Genomic DNA, 21,594 nt, shown 5'->3' with positions numbered 1-21,594 from the left:
GAAGGAAAATAGACCAGCGCACAAAAAAAGGGGGGCGCACCCCCCCCCCCCCCCCCCCCCCCCACTTTATACGCACTTAGTAGTGAGCTGTGTTGTTTACGGTAGTTAGATAAGAATCGTCGGGATAAATACTCTCGCTAGATGGCTGCTATTTCCTCGTTAAAGCACCGAGCCTAGTTAGCGAGCTATTGCGTTAATGCCGGTATCCGGTACCTTTGGTTAGGTTTTAGTTGACGAGAAGGTCTGCTGCCACCGTAAGACCAACGGCTAGCAGTGCCTGGCGGGAATGTGCCCCGCGGATTCCCGCGCGCCGCCGGCGTTCACCGCGGCGGAAAATCCCGCTTTCTGTGGCGCACAGTAAACCGATGCTCCCCACCGTCATGGCTGCTAATGCGCCCATTGCGGCGCGGGGATGGGCCTCGATAGCTTTGCCGATACGCCGTACTGTTGGACCGTGCATCGTATCGTGAAGCACGGTATCGCCTGTAGCTGTTTCAGTAGAGGCGGCGGAGTTAGCAGAAGCAGAACTGCTAGCAGCAGTAGATGCGGCGTCGGCAACGTCGGATTCTGTTTTGCCTGCTTCGGCAGAAGATATGTTTGTGGCGCTGTCAGTGTGGGCGGGGGATTCGGCCTGCGTTTTCGGTGTGGCACTCTCGTGTAGCGTGGGATTATCTAAGGGCACAAAGGTGCGAATATTCTCCACTATCATCGTGCCAAGAATCGACGTTTTGAGGACGAATCGCGCCGGTCGAGATCGGATGACGTCAGGCATGGCGTAATGCAGGAATGTGCACAGTGAGTTGACTGCCGTGTTGCGCGGGTCGTGAAGACGTATATCCATATCGGCCTCTCTTCGTGTCATTAGCTACCGTATTGCTTGCGTGCTGTAGTAGGTGAACTCAGAATCAGTTTATCGCCTAAAATGGCGGTTCTTGTGCCTGCGGTATCCGTCTTACGGCGGAGGCCATCTTTGATGAATCATAGGCAAGCAGAAGCTTTTATATAGGCTACGCAGCTAAGGTGGGCACGTTATTACTTGGGGTAGGCTCAGCAAATAACATCGGGTATGTGGGGTAAGGGTTAATCTCGGTTGATTCGCCTTGATCTGGGGCGCACACATTTTCTTCTCTTGGTGAGCTTAGAGTTAAGCAAAGCTATATATTCTATTGTGTTATTGCGCTGAGAGCGTGAAATAGGGGTAGGAGACGGCGAAAAATCGGCAGTGGTTGTGCGTGCCTATTTGCGTATGTGATCGCCCTTTTTGTGTTGACGTCGTGTATCGGCGAGTTTATATATACAACTGATATATGAAGAATGTACATGCTCGAATCTAGTGGTCATTTCTTGTATATCGGCAATGTAATCGCGAATATCGGCGGTGACCCTGCGCCGGATACCAGCAGCTTGTGCCGATATAAATAGCTGGATTTAAGTAATATAGGGCGATTTGGTGCGGGTATCTCAGGATAGAACACATGATTGCCCGATAGGGGCTCGGCTCATACACTAAACGGGGCGCATGCGGCGGCGTGAATACCGCACGGGCGTCGTAGGTCAATAGGTAAAGGAAAATGAGTCATGCCAGCAGTGGTGATCGTCGGAGCGCAATGGGGCGATGAAGGCAAAGGAAAAGCATCGGATCAGCTCGGCACTCGGGTTGATTATGTTGTGAAATACAACGGCGGAAATAATGCGGGGCACACTGTGGTTGTTGATGGTGATACTTTTGCCTTGCACCTCTTGCCTGCCGGTATCCTCTCGCCAGGATGTACGCCCGTGATTGGCAATGGGGTGGTTGTGGATTTGGAGGTGCTCTTTGCGGAATTGGGCGACCTCCAGCGGCGAGGAGTGGATACCTCGCGTCTGAAGATTTCCTCGTCGGCCCATATTATCCCCTCATATAACAAACGCATCGATGCGTTGAACGAGCGGATGTTAGGTGAGCGCAAACTTGGCACGACGGGGCGGGGTATTGGCCCAACCTATGCTGACAAGATGAATCGCATTGGTTTGCGGATTCAAGATCTCTTTGATCCATCGATTTTGCGGCAGAAAGTCACCGGGGCACTGCGGCAGAAGAATCAGATGCTCAGCCAGTTGCCGGCTGAGGAACACTTTGTGGTGGAGGATATCGTTCAGGAGCTACTGGCGTATGCGCCTCGGGTAGCGCCGATGGTAACGAATGTGTCCACGCTCCTGAATAAAGCGCTAGATGCAGGTCAAACTGTTGTTTTTGAGGGTGGTCAGGCGGCCATGTTGGACATCGATCATGGCACATATCCCTTTGTTACTTCCTCAACCTGTACGGCTGCTGGGGCGTGCTCGGGCTCGGGTGTTGGGCCGATGCGTATTGATCGGGTTATTGGGGTGGCGAAAGCTTACGTGACGCGGGTCGGAGAAGGACCGTTCCCCACGGAGCTTCTTGACAAATCGGGAGAGTATCTACGCACGGTTGGCCATGAATTTGGGACGACGACAGGGCGCCCCCGCCGGACGGGATGGTATGACGCAGTAGTGGCTCGCTATGCCACTCGAGTTAATTCAATGACGGATATCGTCTTGACGAAACTCGATGTCTTAACGGGAATTGAGCGTATTCCGGTGTGCGTGGCATACGAGATTGATGGGATGCAGGTCGAAGATATGCCGGAGAACCAGTCGGATATGCATCACGCGAAACCGATCTACGAATATTTGCCGGGATGGTCTGAGGATATTTCGCAGTGTGCGGCATTCGACGAGCTCCCTGATACGGCTCAGGGGTATGTGAAACGTATTGAAGAATTGTCAGGATGCCGGATTTCGGCTATTGGAGTGGGGCCAGAGCGCAATCAGACGATCTCGCGTTTCGCCTTGCTTCCTGAAAGCGCTTAAATCGGGTTTGGCGGTGCTCTAAATCAGTTTCGGGACGGGGGTAGTGTTGGCTCTTATGTCATGTTCTTTGCAGGGTATAAGGGAACATGCGCAAACCTGCCCGAACAATAGCTGCGGAAAAATAGTTGCCAACCAGTTCGGCTGGTACGGATGGGCACGCATGCTGTTAGCCGAGGACGTCCATCCTGTAGTGTGCGCTATATAGGCGGTCGTCGGGGATTCGGCTGATACGTGACCGTATCTATGCGGGTATATAAATGGGGTGGTGTTCATCTGTGCGATGAGCACCACCCCATTTAGTGGACTGTTTACCTTATGCAATCAGCTTTCGGTTCGATTAGTTCGTCGGACCTTGTGGCGCTTGCGGAGTAGAGGGGTAGTCGCCTTGGGTGTAGGGAGCCTGCGGCGGCATGGTCGGCTGCGCGGGCTGTGTTGGCTGACCGTAAGGCTGACCATATCCCTGGCCGTAAGGCTGTGCACCTGGTTGTGGCTGCGCCGGTTGACCATAGGAGTTGGGCTGACCGTAGGTATTGGGCTGGTACCCGGGGGTCGGGTAGCCAGTGCCTTGACCATAAGTAGTAGCGGCTAGAGGTGCGTCGTTCTTCTTCTTGCCACGCAGGATTGCAAAGAGGGCGCCAGCAACGACAGCCGCGGCAACAACAGCAATAGCAATCCATACCCAGATCGGGGTTCCGCTGCTATCGGAATCGGAGGCGGTTGTTACATCGCCAGATGTGGTTGCGTCTTTGTCGCCAGAGCTACTGGACTCATCAGAGCTGCTGCTTGATTTATCATCGGAGCTGCTGCTGCCGTTTGAGTGAGCGCCGGCTTCCTTTAATCCCTCTACTGTCATGCCTTTGTCAAAGACATTGGGATCGGAGTAGATGGCACGATTGCCCTCGATCTTGCCACCATTCGAGGCGGAGATAATATCGCCTGGCATTTCAACGATGACCTTCATGGACAGACCCATGGATTCCATCATCTTCATATCGGATTCATTGAGCGTGGATGTGCCGGTATCTGATCCAGTCAGTTCCAGGATAAAGGTATCGTCGGTTTCTTTCAGGGTTTCACCGTCAATAACGTTTCCGCCCGAGGCTGAGGAGAATCGGCATCCCAGGGTATCGCCCTGTGAGATGTCGTCAATTGTGAAATCGACGGACGAGGATTCTGAATCCATCGTATCCATCTGCTTCTTTAGATCGTCACAGGATTTAATGCCAGCGGCTTTCATCATCCCTTTGGAGTCAATGAAGTCCATAACAACGGAGGCGGAGCCATCTTCATTGACCTTGATCGTCATATCCATGTTGCATGCGCTCAGGAGCAACGCGATCGGGGCTAAAATAGCAAAAAATCCCGCTTTCTTGCGCTGTGTCCATTTTTTCATGAGTAACACCCTCGTGTTTGATAGTTAATACCCCACTAATGTTACTAGCTAGGGCACTAATGGGTAGATTGCCGTGAAAAAATTGGATGCGATTCTCGATGAATTCCGACATTTTCCCATGGCTTCAGGTGTGATTTGTAGCACATCTGGCGCGATGTTATGCCGATGATTCTTATGCTCATTGCGCAATAGTCAATAGTCCTAGCAAATTCACAGAAATCTTCAGAATAATAGGGAGCGAAGGATTTCGACATCGCCCGTCTCTAGGAGGAAATGCGATGACAAACACCACGTTCACTGTTGAGGACGTTCGCGCAGGTGCACCGGATTGTGCGCCGGCAGATCTTATCGAATGGGTAACGGAAGTTGCCAACATGACCACGCCCAAGGATATTTACTGGGCAGATGGATCGCAGGAAGAATGGGATCGCCTGACGACCGAAATGGTTGAGAAGGGTATCTTCACCCGATTGAATCCGGAGAAGCGTCCCAACTCGTTCTTGGCTCGCTCGCTGCCGTCTGATGTTGCTCGCGTTGAGTCGCGTACCTTCATCTGCTCCGAAAAGGAAGAAGATGCAGGCCCGACGAATAACTGGGCCGATCCGGCGGAAATGAAAGAAACCCTCATTGGTGAAAAGGGTGTATTCCGCGGTGCAATGGCCGGTCGTACCATGTACGTCATTCCGTTCTCGATGGGTCCATTGGGTGGCCCGATCTCCCAGCTCGGTATCGAGGTTACGGATTCCCCGTACGTCGTTGTCAACATGCGCATTATGACCCGCATGGGTGCTGAAGCTCTGAAGCTCATTGGTGAAGGTCGCGTGTGGGTTCCCGCCGTTCACTCCGTGGGCTATCCGCTTGTTGACGCAGAAGGCAAGGAACGCGAAGACGTTGCCTGGCCGTGCAACGACGAAAAGTACATCACCCACTTCCCCGAGACGAACGAGATCTGGTCCTACGGCTCTGGCTACGGCGGCAACGCGCTGCTCGGCAAGAAGTGCTTCGCGCTGCGTATCGCTTCGACGATGGCTCGCCGCGATGGCTGGATGGCTGAGCACATGCTCATCCTGCGCCTGACGGATGAAAAGACGGGCAAGCAGTACCACGTTACCGCCGCCTTCCCCTCGGCCTGTGGCAAGACGAACCTGGCCATGCTCCAGCCCACCATTGAGGGCTACAAGGTGGAGACGGTCGGCGATGACATCGCCTGGATGCGTCCTGGCCCGGATGGTCGCCTGTACGCCATCAACCCAGAAGCTGGCTTCTTCGGCGTTGCCCCGGGTACCTCTTACGACACCAACCCGATGGCTATGGAAACCATGAAGGCCAACACCATCTTCACCAACGTTGCGTTGACGGATGACGGCGACGTGTGGTGGGAGGGCATCGACGGCGATGTGCCCGAGCATCTGATTGACTGGCATGGCAACGACTGGACGCCGGAATCTGGCGAGAAGGCTGCCCACCCGAACTCCCGCTTCACCACTCCGGCCTCGCAGTGCCCGATTATCTGTGAAGATTGGGAAGCTCCGCAGGGCGTTCCGGTTGATGCGATCCTCTTCGGTGGTCGTCGCGCCTCCAACGTTCCGCTTGTTGCTGAGCAGTACGAGCCGGCACATGGTGTATTCATCGGTGCTTCGGTGGCTTCTGAGCAGACGGCTGCAGCCGAAGGTGCAGTTGGCTCTCTGCGTCACGATCCGTTCGCAATGCTTCCCTTCTGCGGCTACAACATGGCCGACTACTGGGGTCACTGGATTGAGATGCAGAAGGAGCTGGGCGATAAGTTCCCGAAGGTCTACCAGGTTAACTGGTTCCGTAAGGACGAGAACGGCAAGTTCATGTGGCCGGGCTATGGCGATAACTCCCGCGTTCTGGACTGGATCGTTCGTCGCGCATCGGGCGAGGTTGAGGCCGTTGAAGGCGTCACCGGCTTGTACCCCAAGAAGGAAGACTTCAATGTTGAGGGTCTTGATCTGAGTGACGAAGTATGGGAGAAGCTCTTCGAGATTGATCCGGCAGCATGGGCAACCGAAGCCGATCTGACGGAAGAGTACTTTACCCAGTTCGGCGATAAGCTTCCGGCCGAGATCACCGAACAGTTGGCCAAGTTGCGCGAGCGCATTGAGGCTGCGAAGTAAGTTTTGACGCTGATAAGAGGCGATATACGTGCAGGCTATTGCCTGTAACGCTGAGGGAGGGTGCGACGTTTCACGTCGCGCCCTCCTCGCGTCATTGCCATATTTTAGTCCCGAGCATTACTGATTGAGCAATCGATGAAATGATGGATCGTTCAATATGGCGTCCACCAACTGGATGTCCTCAGTTCACAGTGTGGAATCCGTGGGTTTCGCGCTAAAATGGAAGTACGCCCCTGTAGCCTCAACGAAGGAGAACAGGCGTCATGAGTTCGCCATCGTTTCTGACTATTCCGAACTGGACGCGCATTTATACCGGCAAAGTACACGACATATACCTTCCCGCCGGAGCGCCCGCGTATAGCGGTAGTGAAACGATGATGTTTGTTGCCTCGGATCGGATCTCTGTTCATGATCGCGTGCTACCGGCAACAATTCCTGGCAAAGGTATCTTGCTGACAGATATTGCCGCCTGGTGGTTTGACCAATTAGCTGACATTGTTCCCACGCATTATCTATCCCTCAATGTGCCATCGGAAGTTGCTGGGCGGGCAATGATTGTGCGTCGATTGCGGATGTTTCCAGTTGAATGTAGCGTCGTCGGATATGTGACGGAAAGCGTCGCTGAAGAATATCAATGTGCGCAGACTATCGGTGGAATTGCCCAACCTGAGGGGCTGGAGATTGGGCAACAACTGCCCAAGCCAGTGTTCATCCCAGCGGTAAAAGGGGCAGTTGGCGCTGACGATCAGATCATCTCTCCGGTTCAAGCACAGCGATTGCTGGGGGTGAATCAAGCTCGTCGCCTGAGCTCATTATCAGTGGAACTGTATCGTCGGGCCAATGAAATCAGTGCGGAACGCGGATTAGTTATCGCGGAATGTAAATTGGAGTTTGGATCATCGGCAGATGAAGGCGATGAGGAGTATGTTCTCGCAGATCAAGCCTTCACGCCAGATTCAGCAACCTATTGGTTAAAATCCGAAGTTGATTGTGGTGTGCCGCGCGTGTTCGGTAAGGATTATCTGCGCAAGGCCATTAGTGAAGATGTTTCCGCCTGGACCCACGGGGGAGCAGCTCCGGTTGTGGCCGAGGATGTTCTTGCGGAAATGGCGGAGCGTTACGCTTTCGTGCGTGAAAAATTGTGCTGATTGCTATTCGGCGGCGATCAGATCAGGGCATGCTTGAGTGTGCCACAATGTCCCCATAAGTGTTCTTAGCACTGCTATGGACGAATAAGACAAGGAGAAGCGTATGGATTCCCGGTTAGAACGAATCTATGAAGAAGCTCTCAAGCGCAACCCGACGCAGCCAGAATTTCAGCAGGCTGTGCGAGAGGTGATTGAAAGCGTTGAACCGCTGTTGCTGGAGCGCACAGATTACCAGGAAGCCGCGATTCTGGAGCGAATCATCGAACCGGAACGGCAGATTATGTTCCGGGTTGCCTGGCAGGACGATCAGAATAAAGTGCGGGTTAACCGCGGGTATCGTATTCAGTTCAACTCCACGCTTGGTCCATACAAGGGTGGCTTGCGTTTCCACCCCTCGGTGACGCTTTCCGTCATTAAATTCTTGGGATTCGAACAGATTTTCAAGAATGCGCTGACTGGTCAGGGAATCGGTGGTGGCAAAGGTGGATCGGATTTCGATCCGCATGGCAAGACGGATAATGAAGTCATGCGCTTCTGCCAGGCATTCATGATGGAGCTGTCGAAGCATATCGGCGCTGATATTGACGTGCCGGCTGGCGATATTGGGGTTGGTGCCCGAGAAATCGGCTATCTATTTGGCCAGTACAAGCGTCTCGTGCATCGCAATGAAGCTGGTGTGTTGACCGGCAAGCGTATCGGTTGGGGTGGTTCCTTGTGCCGGACGGAAGCGACTGGATATGGTCTGGTGACTTTCACTAAGGCAATGCTGGGCACGCGGGATGATTCCATCGCTGGCAAGAGAGTCCTGGTTTCCGGTGCGGGAAATGTAGCCATTTACGCCATTGAGAAGGTGCAGAAAGAAGGCGGTATTGCCGTTTCTATCTCGGATTCTTCCGGTGCCGTTTATGATCCCGACGGTATTGACGTGGAGCTGTTGAAGGACATCAAGGAAGTACGCCGCGGTCGCGTCAGTGAATACGCTGAGCTGCGCTCGAACGCGCAATTCCGCCCCGATGCGAAGGTCTGGGGGATCCCAGCGGATCTTGCGCTGCCATGTGCGACCCAGAATGAGGTTGACGCCAATGATGTGCGCGAGATGATCGCCAACGGGGTCAAACTGATTGCCGAAGGGGCAAATATGCCGTTGACTCCGGGGGCAATTGAAATCGCCCAAGCTGCAAATCTGCTTTACGCTCCGGGTAAGGCAGCCAATGCTGGTGGTGTGGCTACCTCGGCGCTGGAAATGCAGCAGAATGCGTCTTTGCAGGCATGGAGCTTCGAGACTGTGGAGCAGAAACTTGATGAGATCATGCTGGACATTCACTCAACCTGCTTGTCAACCGCGCAGGAGCTAGGTGTGCCGGGGAATTACCTCGTCGGTGCGAATGCGGCTGGATTCATGAAAGTGGCAGATGCCATGCTGGAGCAGGGCATTATCTAAAGTGTGCCGCGCCGAAAGATCGAAGATCTGCGGATGTTAGGATCTGGCGATTCAGGCAAGCGGCGGCGCCACAACTAAAACGCTGTGCCGTTAAGCCTGGCGATTTTGCGCCTTAGCTTAGCGAGAAACAGATGGGGCGGCGGGTTACTTCAACCCGCCGCCCGCGCATATCTGCATAGAATGGCGATATGAGACGACGCATTGACGCACCGGCTGCTCGCGAACTGTTGGCAGTCTATGCGCGTACTGGTTCTCTTGATGAACCGGAGAAGAAAATCGCCGCACGTTTTGCGCTGGAAGAATTTGCTCATCGCTATCCAGGTCGCTCAGTTGAAATTCGGATTCCTTGGGTGGGGGCTGTTCAAGCAATTGCCGGCCCAATACATACCCGAGGTACGCCACCGAACGTCGTTGAAATTGATGTGGATACGTGGCTGGCGGCGGTCTTAGGGATGACGATAGATCCTAAGCGGATTTCCTATTCCGGAACGCGGGCAGATATTAGCCAGTACCTTCCACTTTTCACGTTAGCTGGCGAGGGTAGTCTCGTCCAGGATAAGGAGTAAGCACGATGCGGCAACGGCGTATTAGCCCTCATCGGGTCCCCATTGAAGCTATTGACCCTTTTATTCAGAAAATTATAGCGGATACGGGGATACCGGCGGATTTTAGTGCCGATGCTCGTCGTGAGGCCGAACGTGCGGCACAATGTGGTATCCCACAATGGCAGGAGTTACCGTGCCGGACGGATATCCCACTGGTCACAATTGATCCAGAGGGCTCGCGTGATCTCGATCAGGCAGTGGCATTAGCTCGCACGGATCACGGTATGCGGGTGATCTATGCGATTGCTGCGGTGGGGCTTTTCATGACTCCGGATGGTCCACTGGATCGGGAGACGCGGGAGCGGGGAACAACGGTTTATTTACCAGATCGCATTATCCCCTTGCACCCGGAGGTGTTATCCACACACGCGGCGTCGCTGCTGCCAGGGGAAGATCGCCCCGCATATCTGTGGACTTTTGAGGTTGATACTGATGGTCAGGTGCTCAGCACTCACGTTGAACTGGCCCGAGTGCGCTCGCGTGCTCAACTGAGTTATGAGCAAGTCCAATGCGCATACGACGGGCATGCGGTCTTACCAGCGGAGGTTCCAGCGGATTTACCTGAGCTGCTAGGGATTATCGGTCGGTTGCGCCAAGAGTGCGAGGCGCGGCGAGGAGGAATTTCGCTGAATCTACCCGAGCAACGCGTGGAACGTCAGGGGGATGAACTGCGGCTAGAATTTCGGGAACTCACTGATGTTGAGCAATGGAATTCGCAGATTTCGATTATGACGGGAATGGCTGCTGCGCAGATGATGTGCGAGGCGAATGTGGGCATTATTCGCACGTTGCCGCCAGCAGATCCGCGTGATGTACGCCGGTTGCGGCGTGTAGCCGCCGCTTTGGGGCTGACGTGGGATGCGGATACGTCGTATCCGGATTTTGTGCGTTCCGTACACCCGGATTCGCCGGCAGTATTGGCTTTCTTGCATGCAGCCGTCAAGTTATTCCGTGGCGCTGGATACCGTGCGCTAGCTGGGGAAGACGGAGAAAATGGCGCTGAAAAATCTGCTGATCGGGCATGTGTATCGGATGTCGTGGAGTGTGCCAGCCGGGCGGCAGAGTCAATGCAATCCGCTGACTCTATGGAAGCAACGAAAGCAGATGAGGCGGTGAATGCGTCGAGCCTGATGGGAACGGCCAGTGAGGGTAGCGCTGAGGATAATGGCGAGAGCATTAATGGCTCAGGAGCCTCTGGTGAAAGCGCTGGTGGAGATAGCTCGCACCAGCAGCATTGTTTAGAACACGCTGCGATTGCTGCTCCTTATGCGCATGTCACTGCTCCGCTTCGTCGGCTGGTTGATCGTTTTGGCTTAGAAGTGTGCCGGTGTTTGTGCGCTGGGAGTGAGATACCAGTGTGGATCAGGGAGGCGCTACCGTTACTGCCGGCGATTATGGCTGCCGATACGGCACGGGCTGGGCGTTGTGAGCGGCGAGCAATATCTGTTGTGGAGGCGCTAGCTTTGCGCGGTCGCGAGGATGAGATATTTGCGGGCACTGTGGTTGAGGTGTCGCATGGAGGACGCGGGACGGTCATAATTGATGAGCCAGCAGTGAGCGCGGAGATCCACAGTGCTGAGGTGGAGTCGGGTAATCGCGTGCGTGTGCGTCTGAGCCATATCGATGCGGATAATGAAGCCGTTTTCGATCTTGTTTCTATTGAGAAGAAGGACCGCTAGGATCGCTAAAGACTCCTGGGCATGAATTAGGTTTCCGGGCGTTAATCACGGTTGTGTAGCAGCTTTCTGTTGGGCTGTTGTGTGTGATTGATCGGGAATGTAACGCACCGTGGCTGTTTTCCCTGGTAGTGACGTATCTGCTTGCCTAACGCGCTTTGCCTGGTGAAGCAATGCTGTCCTGCTTGTAGCAAATCCGTGAGAGATGTTGAGGTAGCGGAGCTGGTGCTCGAAATGGGTACTCTCGTTATGGAAATCTACGAGGGGTTGCAGAATATGTGAATCTGAGGGTAGATCTGTTCGGAAAAATATTTCTCACTCGCACAAAGCCGTCAGTGATCCAGGTTTCCCCAGTAGGTGATAGGTGGTTGTAGGGGCGGGTGACGTTATGGATGGCAAATGGCTGGTTATTACCAGCAGTATGTATCAAGGAAGAACGGCGGGAACAGGCGAGGATCCGCAATCAGCTTATGGGTTACAGGGCAGCGTATAAGTGGCAGATTTTGACCTTTAACCCCAGATTTAGCTTAGCTCTAGTGCCTTTCTGGGCGCGACAAATCGCCCCAGGGGGACTGGGGCGACAGACGCTTCGAATACCGAGCTGTGGATTTAGTCCGTGGCAGGTGGGATTTCGTAGGCATCGGGATCGAATTCGGCGTCTGGATCATAATCAGCCCACTTGTCGAATTCGTCGTCAGCCTCGTACTCCGGTTCTGACCCGCCGACTAACTCCCGCTCCAGTGCGGCATAGTCCGTCTCGGGACTGTAGTACTTCAGGTTACGTGCAACCTTGCGTTGCTTGGCTCTTTGACGGCCGCGCCCCATATTTGGCTCGACCCCCCTCAACTCGTCTCGGAGCAGGCACATCCGTGCGGCTCCACTCATACTTCTAATGGTTCGTGGGATCTAGTTTACCCTGAATCGATAGGTAATCTCTACGTCGTGAGAAGGGTGATGGCATTAGGCAGATCACGTCGTAGAGATATTGTGGGCGATACCTGTGCGAACTAGATCTGTAGTGCGAATATGAATGCTTGATATGGCAAGTAAAGTTGTGGATTCAGTATGAGAGGCCTGCACGGGATGTGTCACTATGTGAGCGAGCGACATGCGGGAGTGTTCACTATTAACGAATTCCGGCGAATGGGGTAGAGGGTATTTGGGTGATGCTAGCTGTGTGATGTGCTAAAAATTCGGAGTTCGCTATCCGTGCATCTAAAACTAAAAGAGCAGGTCAGAGCCTATATGCGCGATTTCCGCGTGAATGAGAGAGTAGCTATATAAATGCTGGTCGTAGGTGAATGTTCTACTTATCGTCCATTTTGACGGTGGAATAGCACCCTCTTGGGAGCTATCTCGGTGCGGTACTTTCGTTTGTCGTGTTTCACATATAAGGTTTCGGGTAATGCATCGTTTTCGTGCTTGGGTGAACTTTGTTCGTACCGTTGGTGTGAGACGATGCTGCAGCACGTTCACTGAACTGAGTGACCTATATGAGAATACGTATCATTTAGGTCATAGCTGAATGTGATCGCGTGCATATAACAGGTATAATTCACGACATGGAGGAAGGTTTGCGGATGGGAGCATGCTTTTTGCGCAAGCATGTTTTCGCTGTCGATCTTCGTCTTTGTAGCCAAAAAGCTACGTTGCAAACAGGTTGTAATGTGGTAAAGCGAGGAAAATACTATGGCTTTTGATAATGATCTAATGACGCCTGCTGAGGTGGCAGCACTCTTCCGTGTTGATCCAAAGACGGTTGCCCGCTGGGCTAATAACGGCGATCTGCCATCAGTTCGCACGCTTGGAGGTCACCGTCGTTTCCCGCGGAGCAAGGTGCTTGAGGCAATGAACCGGGCACAGGTCGTCGAGGAAACCACGGACGAAACTGCAGAGTAAAGCAGCACGCAAATACATCGTCCTATTCGATACGCAGACGATTCTGCGATATCGTGCATGAGGTTCGCCCGGGTGGAGATCCGACCAGCTAGGCGAGATAAATAAGACGTAAACATGTGGGCGGCAGGGAATTCCCTGCCGCCCACACCTGTATTAACACAATGTGGGTGGTGTTGATATATCAACACCACCCACACGCTATCCCGTGCAAGGGCACTATTTCATGATCTTGCGCAATACCAGGAGCGCCACTCCAGCCCCAATTCCGCCGAGGATGGCAAGCGCCTTCTTATCGCCGGATTTTGCGTCAGAAACAAGATTCTGCGCTTGATTCTTCGTCTGAGTGAGCTTCTCCTGAGCGGCAACCTTGACGTCCTCTTTCAGGTTCTTCGGATCAAGGCGAGCTGCCAACTCATTAACCGTATCCGTCAGCTCGGAACGCACGCGCTCTAGATCGCGGCTCACTTCTTCTGCGCTGCGATTATCTGGCACGTTCTTAGGGGCCTCATAATCGGCAGCTTTCTTGTACTGTGCGCTACTCACTTCTTGATTCCCTTCTTGACGGCTGCGACATTCTTTTTCATGCCGCCAGCAGGATCGATCACATTCTTTTTAGCCGCATCCATCTTGCTCTTCCCGATGAGAGCGAGAATGAGAATGACGAGGAGAAGGATACCAGCCACAATCAAAAATGCTGCCCACAGCGGTACGACAAGGGAGAGCGCATAGCCGCCAGCCAGCAACAAAATGCCGAACATATACAGGGCGAGCACGCCAGCGATAGCGAACATCACCCCGCCAGTGCCCAGATTCTTGACCTTTTGGGTAGCCTGCAATTTGGTGTACGTAATCTCGTCACGCACCAAGGCAGAGAACTGAGCCGTCACCTTGGCGACAAGTTCCCCGATGGACTGCGTTCCCGGACCAGACTTCACTGGGCTGCGACCCGATAAGGTCTGAGGGCCTTCAACCGAATGGGTTGTTGGTGCCGGACGAGAATCCCCGGAAAGGGAGATCTTCTCGCTGTCCGTTGTGCGCGATGTGTTGTCTTTATCAGTCACGGATATACTCCTTCAGATGGGCGCGCGGCACGCCCGAGTGTTTCCCCCATTTTTGCACGGAATGATGACTCTTTCGACTCGTTGTTGGCAAATGCACGCAAGGTGAAAGGCACTAGCCCAGCGTAAGGGAATAAAACCGTGTTATCTACGTGTTGCTATCGCTGGATGAAAGTGGGATTTTTCTTGTGATATAGCGAATCCATGCGGCAAAGAAATAACTGATATATGCAAAAGCTGCCTGTGATTCTGCCAGCGTGCATAGCGCTATTGGCTATGCCACATTGCACCAATACGTGCTAGCTAAGATGAGTTTCTTTTTTTTGGGGCGGGGAGGGGATCACCGGCAAAAATCCTAGAGCGCCCTACTAAAGCTGGATATGGCGATAGCCGATGCTTTTTTGGGGGAAAAGGACGAGGCAGACGCAGCCTATACGACTAGATTCCATTATTCCGGGCGCAATTTATCGGCCCTATGGACTTCGTGTGTGGGAGAAGAAGGATCCCCACCTCGGGCTCAAGAATCATGGATAGAGATGACGGATAGCCTGCTGCGTGTTGCTTTGCTCGGTGGGAGCTGAGCAAAGCGCCTAGCGCACCATCACTAGAGCACGGAGATAAGCGCGCTATGTGCCAGGGTATTCCTTATTCCTAAATGTATATCTCGGCGCTGGGCCTCGTGTTAGCCTGACTAGACTACTTAAACCACGCAATCACCAATCGAGATCGGGGCAATCCGAATACGCTAGCTGCGTGGCGCGCTGTGCCAATCCCAAACGCTTACTGTGTGAATATCGCGCCGAGCCAAACGCTACCGAGCTTAAGTATGCCTTAGTATCCGTGGAGCTAAGGTTGCTGAATACCGCTCTATCTGTGTGTGGTAGTGACGGAGCAGCGCCGCTACCTAGACCTCAGCGCTGTTTATCCGAACGAGGAGAGCGGCGATCAGATGATTCCCCAGAACGCCCGCTCTGCGGCGAGGATTGACGTTTTTGGGTGGAGCGTGCCGGATACTGTTTTGAGCTCTTCGTTGCCTGATCGCCACGGCGTCGATTGGTACGCTCAGGCTGTTGTTGAGCCGAATGTGGCTTTCCGGTGTGTTGACGAGTTGAAGAAGACTGATTACCGCCAGCAAAAGAACCTCGGGTCGCACGCCCTGACGCGCCATCTGCAGAACGTGGATTGTGTGGCTGCTTCTTTTTCGGGTACTTTCGCTCGTCAGGGCGTGACCGCTCGTTGGTGCGCGGCGTGGGGCGAACCGTGCGCAGGCGATCAGCCCGTTGCCCCTCTGCTCCGGGAGTTACTGAGGAGTGAACAGAGCCATACCCCCCGTTGCTCTGTGGTGGGCGCGGAGGATAAGACGGAATACGCCCATCTGGAGTCTTAGCAGCATAGGTGCGCCCAGATCGAGATGAGGTCGCAGATCGCGATGATCCTACAGATTGAGGCGACCCACCATTAGTAGGTGGCGTTCCCCGTCGGGTAAAACGGGCTATTAATCTGCGTAGATAGCCTATGACAGTGTAAGTTTCAGGCATTCGGAAAATCGCCATCAGGATCAGGAACACCACACACATCATGGCGCCCACGCCGACGAAAGCCAACAAAGATCGAGATAAGCTGCTCGCTAGCTGCCACGAGCCAATCATGCGGATAGGAAGCCAGCCGATAATCCCCGTCAGGATACCAATGACCAGCAGTTTGCTGTGCGTGATCGCGTCGCGGCGCAACTCCAATCCGCCGAGGCGACGATGCAGGAGATAATACGTGACGAAACCAGAGAAAATATTAGCGCTGGCCATGACGATCCCAACCCCGATAGTTACCCAGCGCGGGGGCAGGAAACCGCAGACGATGAAGCCGAGGAAACCAAAAATTTGCCACGGCAAACTGACAAAGAATGCGGTGCGGGTATCCTCCAAAGCGTAGTAGACCTTATTAAAGACGGTTGCTGCACCGACGCCAACCAGACCGCACGACATGACTACAAGCACGCGAGACAAGGTGACAATATCGGTGGCACTAACCGAGGGGACGAGCAACCGCGACAGCGGAATCGCCAAAACAATCAAAGCCGCAGTAGCCAAGGCATTGAACATGGAGACGGTGCGCAAAGTCAAGGACGTATCGGCGCGCACCGCTTTCATATTCTCGCTGATGGCAGAGCGGGCCAAACGGGTAAAAACAGCGGTAGTAATCGAGACAGTGATTAATGACGTAGGCAAGGAATATGCGGCATAAGCCGTGGTGTAGGCATAGTTGCCTGCGATTTGCGCCAGTTCCATGCCCGCGCGGCTTGCTCTGGCGGTCGCTCCCGCACAGACGTTCGTCTGTACCATTGTGGAAAATAGCCCGGTAATCATTGTCGCCATCATCCACGTCGAGGCGCGCCCAGCTTTGCCAAGACCTGAGCCACGCCAACGGAAATCAGGGCGGAAATGAATCCCTAAGCGCCGCATAGGGATAACGAGAACGAGCGCCTGGATGATGATTCCCAGCGTCGAGACGCCCCCTAAAAGGCAGGCCCGCCATCCCATCCACTGATCGGCGGTTGATGGGGAAGCCGCATTTTCTGAACCGAACAGCGCCAACATGAGCAGCAAGCCGGCGATAGCTACCACGTTATTCAATACCGGCGCCCACATGTACGGCCCAAAGTTTTCTCGAGCATTGAGAATCTGACCGAAAATGGTGTACATGCCGTAGAAGAAGATTTGTGGCAAACACCAGTAAGCAAACAGGACAGTCAAGCGATACCACTGCGGTTGCATGGACGCAGCGAAGAGCTTAACAACGATCGGTGCGCATAGGGCGATGAGGATCGTGAGCGCCCCTAAGACCACAATCGATAACGTGAGCAGTTTATTGATGAATGCCTGGCCGCCATCGCTGGACGTTTTCATTGCACGAACGATAGCCGGCACCAGCACAGCATTGACTAAACCACCAGCAATCACCATATACAGCAGATTGGGGGCAGAGTTAGCCACATCAAAAGAATTAGATACCGACGAGGTAAGACCGACAACAGCGCCAAGCAGAATAGGGGAGCGAACCATCCCTAAGACGCGGGAGGTCAACGTCCCTAAGAACATGATCAGTGACGAGTGTGCAGTGGACGTATGCGATTGGCTACTGGGAGCTGGCTGTGGTGTGCGCCGGTCAGGAGCACCAGAACGGTATGAGTGCGGCGAAACGGTACGGGGCTCCGCGCCCTTGTGTGAGCGAGCAGGCGCAGATGGGTGCACAGAAGTATCTCGCTGACCTGATGTTATTCGGGTGCTGTGAGTGCCTCGATCGGAATGTGACCGAGGAATAAGAGGTTCAGCTCCGCGGCCATGACGCGGCTTGTAGCTCGACAGCCCGAAATTCATACAGTAATGGTAACGAATTAGAACCCAGAGTCAGTGGGGTGTGGATAGTAGTGTCTTGTGCGCCGCAGATGGTTAATGGTCGAAGCGGCACGGAAAAACAGTCGTTGGGGGTGAAAATCTGGCCAGTAGTCAAGCGGATTGACGGTGTTGGCGCGAGCAGCGCGAATCCGTCGGCGCAGTTCCGGATCTCGAATATATCGCCGAGAAGCCAAAAAACGGGGCAGGACGGCGAAAATTCCTTCTCGTTGGAGGCGTTGGATCGACCCGCAGGGGCGTGAGAGCGCGTCGTCGGTAACCGCCTGAGCAACATTGACCCCGCCGACATTCAGATAATAACTTCCTCGCCCCATTCTCGGATTCAAGTCGAGCCAGTAGACGGTTCCATCGCGCGGATCTATTTTGACATCCAGGGAGAAGAAACCAGTTAACCCGATACGTTCAACAATTGCCAGCCCTTGCCGGACAAGTTCGGGGTGGTCACACACGAGAATCAGACCAGCGTTTCCGAGTTGGGTTGGATCATGCAGACCCAAGAGAACCTGACCCGAACCCACGGCGGCAAGCTGCCCATCGCGACGAATATAGCCATTGACAACCCATTGAGTCGTATCGTCGCCAGGAATGAGCTCTTGAACGATCATATTAATTCCGGTTGGCGCAATATGATCGAGATAGGCGTAGAGATCTTCCCACGTGGCGAACGGAGCCACTTTTTCTACTCCACAGGTACGTAGCCGCAAGTAATCCGGACCATTAGCAGGCTTTACAACATACGGCGCGCGCAGATGGCGAACATTATCCCAGCTACTGCGATCGGATAGCTGGATGTGTATTGAAGCGGGGTAATGGCAGCCTGCCTGCTCAACATAGTGCGCAAATTGCGATTTATCGTTAGCGGCATCAATAACCTCAGCCGGTGGCGCCGGAATGAACCACTGTGGCTCTAACTCAGCTCGATGGGTGGTTCCAATACGCAGGGCTTCGTCGAGATTTCCCAGCATGAGCAGATGTTTTCCGCTGTGTTCGTCAGCAATATCTTTCATGATGGGAACGAGACGCGCAGGATCAGTCAGGGAGCCGGAGGGCAACATGCGCACGTCAAGAATCCGAGAATGGTTGATATTGCCGCGCATCCAATCGGTAAGAACGAGGGTTTTTATTCCATACGTTTCATGAAAAAGTCGGGCGACCGAGTACTCGGCTAGGTCAGCCCCAAAAACCACAGGTACGATTGGTGGAACATCCATGGTGGCTCCGACCGGCGTCGATCCGGTGACCTTCCGATTTTCAGTCGGACGCTCTACCAACTGAGCTACAGAGCCAGTGAGAAAAAACGCCCGAATAAACCGGGCGAATCTCCTGCGACCCTGACGGGACTTGAACCCGCGACCTCCGCCGTGACAGGGCGGCGCGCTAACCAACTGCGCTACAGGGCCAGTGTGCTTTCGCACTGTGCTGATATCGACGGCATATCTGCCATTTGTATCAGCGCTTCCGAAGAAGCAGTACCCCCAACCGGATTCGAACCGGTGTTATCGCCGTGAAAGGGCGGTGTCCTAGGCCTCTAGACGATGGGGGCTTAGTGACTCTCGTCGTTATTCCGAACCAGCTTTACTTGGAGGAACTCGACTAGCATAGGCAGGAATTAGTGAAAATGCAAAATCAAAAAGGCGTGGTCTGGGACACGTTCGAGCAGGGTGGGGCGTTCCTCGCCTAGGCTGGTATTCATGCATGCATGTATTTGGGCTCTGTCATCGGCATTTCTTGCCTCTCCGTCGCCAGATAGTACGGATACGCCTGGCGATATTAGCGCGCCAGTTGGAGAAGCAGTTGCCGCCACCTTTGACGTCCTCGCCTTAGCAATGGCGGTGGCAATTGGGGTGGGAATCGGCATACTGGTCGGATTTATCGTCGTGGGAATTTTGCGAGCAGTTGGGCGTCGCCATCACTACGTCGATCCGGTTGCGCGTTCGGTATCGCGCCGGTTGGAAATCCTGCTCCTTATTATTGGCGGCTGGATGGGATTGATCCACGGGCGGCGGGCGATTTTGCCTGGTTTAGAGCCGGCATGGGTTGCCGTCCTCGATCAAATTTTCCTTATTGTTGTTATTCTTGCCGTCACTTGGTGCGTCGTCGGTTTAGCTAACGGGTTGATCGAAGCGATAAATCTGCGCATGGCAGAAGCCTCCGAGGGGCGTGCGGCCCGAGTAAAGACGCAGACTCAAATTTTGCGTCGCGTGCTGGTATGCGTGCTGTGGCTACTCGGTATCGCCGGTGTGCTGTTGACTTTTCCGGCGGCACGGGCGGCTGGCGCCTCCATCTTTGCTTCAGCCGGCATCATCTCCGTCGTTGCTGGTTTAGCTGCGCAAACCACGCTAGGTAACGTCTTTGCTGGACTCCAGCTTGCGTTCACTGATTCGATTCGGGTGGGGGATATCGTCATGTACGAAACCCACTACACCACCGTGGAAGAAATCACTTTGACCTATGTGGTCCTCGCGGTGTGGGATGGGCGACGAATCATTGTTCCCTCAACGATCATGACCACAAAATCTTTTGAGAATTGGACTCGCCGTGCGCCGCAAATGACGGGTGACGTCACCTGGGAAGTGGATTGGGCGGTTCCCATTGACGCAGCGCGCATGCAACTCGAACATATCCTGCACAGCACAGACCTGTGGGATGGGCGTACTGGAGTCATGCAAGTCTCGGACGCCACACGCAATAGCTCGCTGACCTTGCGGGCCATCATCTCGGCAAAAGATTCTCCGACGTTAACGGACCTGAAGAACTACGTGCGTGAAGAGTTCGTGAAGTGGATCCAGTACGAAGCCACCTATGCCATGCCGCATATTCGGAAGATTGACGACGATATGCAACCAGTGGTTGAGCTCAATGAAGCAACCTTGGCGCAGGTTTCGGCTCGTTTAGAGGATCGCCCGCCGACGTTCATGCCGGCAGCAGTGGCCCATGATGAAGCCCGCGATACCCGTGAAACAGAAGTGATCTCAGCCGAAGCAGTTGAACAACTATTACGGATTCCAGTGCGGGAACGAGCCGCGCAGTTAGCACAGCAGGGAGTTACCGGGCCGATGGTTTCCCATCCGACGGTCATTACCGACGGGCATAAGTCTGCACTCTTCACTGGCTCGCCAGAAGCGGATAAATTGGCAGAGAAATACGCTGGTCCAGGGCGAGCTGCATACGAGGAGCGTCAGCGAACTTTAGAGAGAAATCTCCATCCGCAGATGCGTAGCCAGAGGCAATACCCAGAGGAAATTCATGAGCCGGAAAAAACGGCGAGCAACGATAGCGGCAATACGCCTGTGTCAGAAAACCCCATCCACTTAGGCGGTGAACGCGCTGAATATCTAAGTGACCAGTCTGATAACGACGAATATGTGGCGGCAGAGCGTGCAATGCGACATTCTGCCTCGAAGGTAGTGGGCAATTCGGCATTGGGTGCTCCGGTAGCAGGTGAAGCAGCGGTAGAGACCCCTGAAACAGCAGATAACTCAGTAAGAGGTAATCCGGCAGCAGGGAGCTCGACAGCCAGTGATTCGCCGGAGAGAGGCAAAAATGGATAATCCGGCACAATATTCGGAACAGCAGTGGCGCCAGCTCCTCACTCCGATTGAGTATCACGTACTGCGGCAAGCCGGTACAGAGCGGCCAGGGAGCGGCGAACTGCTATATGAGCAGCGTTCAGGGATGTATCATTGCCGCGCCTGCGATCAACCGCTATTTACCTCAAAAACAAAATTTGATTCGCATTGCGGATGGCCCTCGTTCTACGATCCTGACGAGCGTGAGGCAGTGGTCTACGTGAGGGATCATTCAGCCGGTATGGTTCGCACGGAGGTTCGTTGTGCTCGATGCCATTCGCATCTAGGGCACGTCTTTTCCGATGCGCCACACACGCCAACAGGTTTGCGCTATTGCATGAACTCTGTTGCTCTGAGGTTTGTGGCTGACGAGGAATAGCGCA

17 protein-coding genes and 3 tRNA genes are annotated in these 21,594 nt (G+C 54.0%); 10 read left to right on the top strand and 10 right to left on the bottom strand.

All coding sequences use genetic code 11. From position 1 onward, the window contains the following. Positions 1 to 226: 226 nt before the first annotated feature. On the bottom strand, positions 227 to 862 hold the full coding sequence (locus ACLHIL_RS03620) for a hypothetical protein (protein ID WP_411296582.1): 636 nt from the start codon (positions 860 to 862) through the stop codon (positions 227 to 229). Between the two features lie 716 nt (positions 863 to 1,578). Between ACLHIL_RS03620 and ACLHIL_RS03615 the strand changes: the two genes are divergently transcribed. Next, positions 1,579 to 2,874, top strand: a complete 1,296-nt coding sequence (locus ACLHIL_RS03615; protein WP_411296581.1) for an adenylosuccinate synthase — start codon at positions 1,579 to 1,581, stop codon at positions 2,872 to 2,874. 337 nt (positions 2,875 to 3,211) lie between these two features. Here ACLHIL_RS03615 and ACLHIL_RS03610 read toward each other — a convergent pair whose 3' ends face one another. Beyond that, positions 3,212 to 4,267, bottom strand: coding sequence for a hypothetical protein (locus ACLHIL_RS03610; RefSeq protein WP_411296580.1), 1,056 nt, complete (start codon positions 4,265 to 4,267; stop codon positions 3,212 to 3,214). Between the two features lie 278 nt (positions 4,268 to 4,545). Between ACLHIL_RS03610 and ACLHIL_RS03605 the strand changes: the two genes are divergently transcribed. The 5 genes from ACLHIL_RS03605 (at position 4,546) to ACLHIL_RS03585 (ending at position 11,278) form a co-directional block, all read left to right on the top strand. Then, the gene (locus ACLHIL_RS03605; protein WP_411296579.1) at positions 4,546 to 6,405 is read left to right on the top strand and encodes a phosphoenolpyruvate carboxykinase (GTP); all 1,860 of its coding nucleotides are present in this window, start codon (positions 4,546 to 4,548) and stop codon (positions 6,403 to 6,405) included. Between the two features lie 263 nt (positions 6,406 to 6,668). Continuing rightward, on the top strand, positions 6,669 to 7,553 hold the full coding sequence (locus ACLHIL_RS03600; RefSeq protein WP_411296578.1) for a phosphoribosylaminoimidazolesuccinocarboxamide synthase: 885 nt from the start codon (positions 6,669 to 6,671) through the stop codon (positions 7,551 to 7,553). Between the two features lie 103 nt (positions 7,554 to 7,656). After that, the gene (gdhA, locus tag ACLHIL_RS03595) at positions 7,657 to 8,994 is read left to right on the top strand and encodes an NADP-specific glutamate dehydrogenase (RefSeq protein ID WP_411296577.1); all 1,338 of its coding nucleotides are present in this window, start codon (positions 7,657 to 7,659) and stop codon (positions 8,992 to 8,994) included. Between the two features lie 188 nt (positions 8,995 to 9,182). After that, a complete protein-coding gene (locus tag ACLHIL_RS03590; RefSeq protein WP_411296576.1) occupies positions 9,183 to 9,560 on the top strand; it encodes a sterol carrier family protein in 378 nt (125 codons plus the stop codon). Positions 9,561 to 9,565: 5 nt separating this feature from the next. After that, positions 9,566 to 11,278, top strand: a complete 1,713-nt coding sequence (locus ACLHIL_RS03585) for an RNB domain-containing ribonuclease (RefSeq protein WP_411296575.1) — start codon at positions 9,566 to 9,568, stop codon at positions 11,276 to 11,278. A 606-nt stretch (positions 11,279 to 11,884) separates the two neighbouring features. Here ACLHIL_RS03585 and ACLHIL_RS03580 read toward each other — a convergent pair. Then, the gene (locus tag ACLHIL_RS03580) at positions 11,885 to 12,100 is read right to left on the bottom strand and encodes a DUF3073 domain-containing protein (protein ID WP_411296574.1); all 216 of its coding nucleotides are present in this window, start codon (positions 12,098 to 12,100) and stop codon (positions 11,885 to 11,887) included. 864 nt (positions 12,101 to 12,964) lie between these two features. On the opposite strand from ACLHIL_RS03580, the gene ACLHIL_RS03575 reads away from it, so the two are divergent. After that, positions 12,965 to 13,174 (top strand): BldC family transcriptional regulator, encoded by a 210-nt coding sequence (locus tag ACLHIL_RS03575; RefSeq protein WP_411296573.1) that lies wholly within the window; start codon positions 12,965 to 12,967, stop codon positions 13,172 to 13,174. A gap of 216 nt (positions 13,175 to 13,390) precedes the next feature. On the opposite strand, the gene ACLHIL_RS03570 is transcribed toward ACLHIL_RS03575, so the two are convergent. The 3 genes from ACLHIL_RS03570 to ACLHIL_RS03560 form a co-directional block, all read right to left on the bottom strand. Next, positions 13,391 to 13,717 (bottom strand): DUF3618 domain-containing protein, encoded by a 327-nt coding sequence (locus ACLHIL_RS03570; RefSeq protein WP_411296572.1) that lies wholly within the window; start codon positions 13,715 to 13,717, stop codon positions 13,391 to 13,393. Further along, positions 13,714 to 14,235: a phage holin family protein gene (locus ACLHIL_RS03565; protein ID WP_411296571.1), complete on the bottom strand. Its 522-nt coding sequence runs from the start codon at positions 14,233 to 14,235 to the stop codon at positions 13,714 to 13,716. Before ACLHIL_RS03565 ends, ACLHIL_RS03570 begins: the two co-directional genes overlap by 4 nt. A gap of 908 nt (positions 14,236 to 15,143) precedes the next feature. Further along, entirely contained in the window at positions 15,144 to 17,327 is a 2,184-nt protein-coding gene (locus tag ACLHIL_RS03560; protein WP_411296570.1) for a lipid II flippase MurJ, read from the bottom strand. A 5-nt stretch (positions 17,328 to 17,332) separates the two neighbouring features. On the opposite strand from ACLHIL_RS03560, the gene ACLHIL_RS03555 reads away from it, so the two are divergent. Further along, a complete protein-coding gene (locus ACLHIL_RS03555; RefSeq protein ID WP_411296569.1) occupies positions 17,333 to 17,551 on the top strand; it encodes a hypothetical protein in 219 nt (72 codons plus the stop codon). Between the two features lie 72 nt (positions 17,552 to 17,623). On the opposite strand, the gene ACLHIL_RS03550 is transcribed toward ACLHIL_RS03555, so the two are convergent. The 4 genes from ACLHIL_RS03550 to ACLHIL_RS03535 all read right to left on the bottom strand — a co-directional run bounded on the left by ACLHIL_RS03550 (position 17,624) and on the right by ACLHIL_RS03535 (position 19,185). Further along, on the bottom strand, positions 17,624 to 18,853 hold the full coding sequence (locus ACLHIL_RS03550; RefSeq protein WP_411296568.1) for an ATP-grasp domain-containing protein: 1,230 nt from the start codon (positions 18,851 to 18,853) through the stop codon (positions 17,624 to 17,626). Beyond that, positions 18,853 to 18,928: transfer RNA gene (locus ACLHIL_RS03545), tRNA-Phe, on the bottom strand. The genes ACLHIL_RS03550 and ACLHIL_RS03545 overlap by 1 nt, the downstream gene beginning before the upstream one ends. A gap of 40 nt (positions 18,929 to 18,968) precedes the next feature. Further along, positions 18,969 to 19,042, bottom strand: a tRNA-Asp gene (locus tag ACLHIL_RS03540). Between the two features lie 70 nt (positions 19,043 to 19,112). After that, a tRNA-Glu gene (locus tag ACLHIL_RS03535) sits at positions 19,113 to 19,185 on the bottom strand. 148 nt (positions 19,186 to 19,333) lie between these two features. On the opposite strand from ACLHIL_RS03535, the gene ACLHIL_RS03530 reads away from it, so the two are divergent. After that, a complete protein-coding gene (locus ACLHIL_RS03530; RefSeq protein ID WP_411296567.1) occupies positions 19,334 to 21,193 on the top strand; it encodes a mechanosensitive ion channel family protein in 1,860 nt (619 codons plus the stop codon). After that, the gene (gene msrB / locus ACLHIL_RS03525) at positions 21,186 to 21,590 is read left to right on the top strand and encodes a peptide-methionine (R)-S-oxide reductase MsrB (RefSeq protein WP_411296588.1); all 405 of its coding nucleotides are present in this window, start codon (positions 21,186 to 21,188) and stop codon (positions 21,588 to 21,590) included. Before ACLHIL_RS03530 ends, msrB begins: the two co-directional genes overlap by 8 nt. Positions 21,591 to 21,594: the final 4 nt, after the last annotated feature.

This window comes from Trueperella sp. LYQ143 (assembly GCF_046599595.1).
Lineage (GTDB): Bacteria > Actinomycetota > Actinomycetes > Actinomycetales > Actinomycetaceae > Trueperella.
The sequence above is the reverse complement of the archived record's forward strand: the minus strand, read 5'-3'. Positions and strand labels throughout refer to the sequence as shown.

Coding starts and splice junctions, on each gene's coding strand:
- ACLHIL_RS03620 (WP_411296582.1), bottom strand. CDS start 862: ATGACACGAAGAGAGGCCGATATGGATATACGTCTTCACGACCCGCGC.
- ACLHIL_RS03615 (WP_411296581.1), top strand. CDS start 1,579: ATGCCAGCAGTGGTGATCGTCGGAGCGCAATGGGGCGATGAAGGCAAA.
- ACLHIL_RS03610 (WP_411296580.1), bottom strand. CDS start 4,267: ATGAAAAAATGGACACAGCGCAAGAAAGCGGGATTTTTTGCTATTTTA.
- ACLHIL_RS03605 (WP_411296579.1), top strand. CDS start 4,546: ATGACAAACACCACGTTCACTGTTGAGGACGTTCGCGCAGGTGCACCG.
- ACLHIL_RS03600 (WP_411296578.1), top strand. CDS start 6,669: ATGAGTTCGCCATCGTTTCTGACTATTCCGAACTGGACGCGCATTTAT.
- gdhA (WP_411296577.1), top strand. CDS start 7,657: ATGGATTCCCGGTTAGAACGAATCTATGAAGAAGCTCTCAAGCGCAAC.
- ACLHIL_RS03590 (WP_411296576.1), top strand. CDS start 9,183: ATGAGACGACGCATTGACGCACCGGCTGCTCGCGAACTGTTGGCAGTC.
- ACLHIL_RS03585 (WP_411296575.1), top strand. CDS start 9,566: ATGCGGCAACGGCGTATTAGCCCTCATCGGGTCCCCATTGAAGCTATT.
- ACLHIL_RS03580 (WP_411296574.1), bottom strand. CDS start 12,100: ATGGGGCGCGGCCGTCAAAGAGCCAAGCAACGCAAGGTTGCACGTAAC.
- ACLHIL_RS03575 (WP_411296573.1), top strand. CDS start 12,965: ATGGCTTTTGATAATGATCTAATGACGCCTGCTGAGGTGGCAGCACTC.
- ACLHIL_RS03560 (WP_411296570.1), bottom strand. CDS start 17,327: ATGTTCTTAGGGACGTTGACCTCCCGCGTCTTAGGGATGGTTCGCTCC.
- ACLHIL_RS03550 (WP_411296568.1), bottom strand. CDS start 18,853: ATGGATGTTCCACCAATCGTACCTGTGGTTTTTGGGGCTGACCTAGCC.
- ACLHIL_RS03530 (WP_411296567.1), top strand. CDS start 19,334: ATGCATGCATGTATTTGGGCTCTGTCATCGGCATTTCTTGCCTCTCCG.
- msrB (WP_411296588.1), top strand. CDS start 21,186: ATGGATAATCCGGCACAATATTCGGAACAGCAGTGGCGCCAGCTCCTC.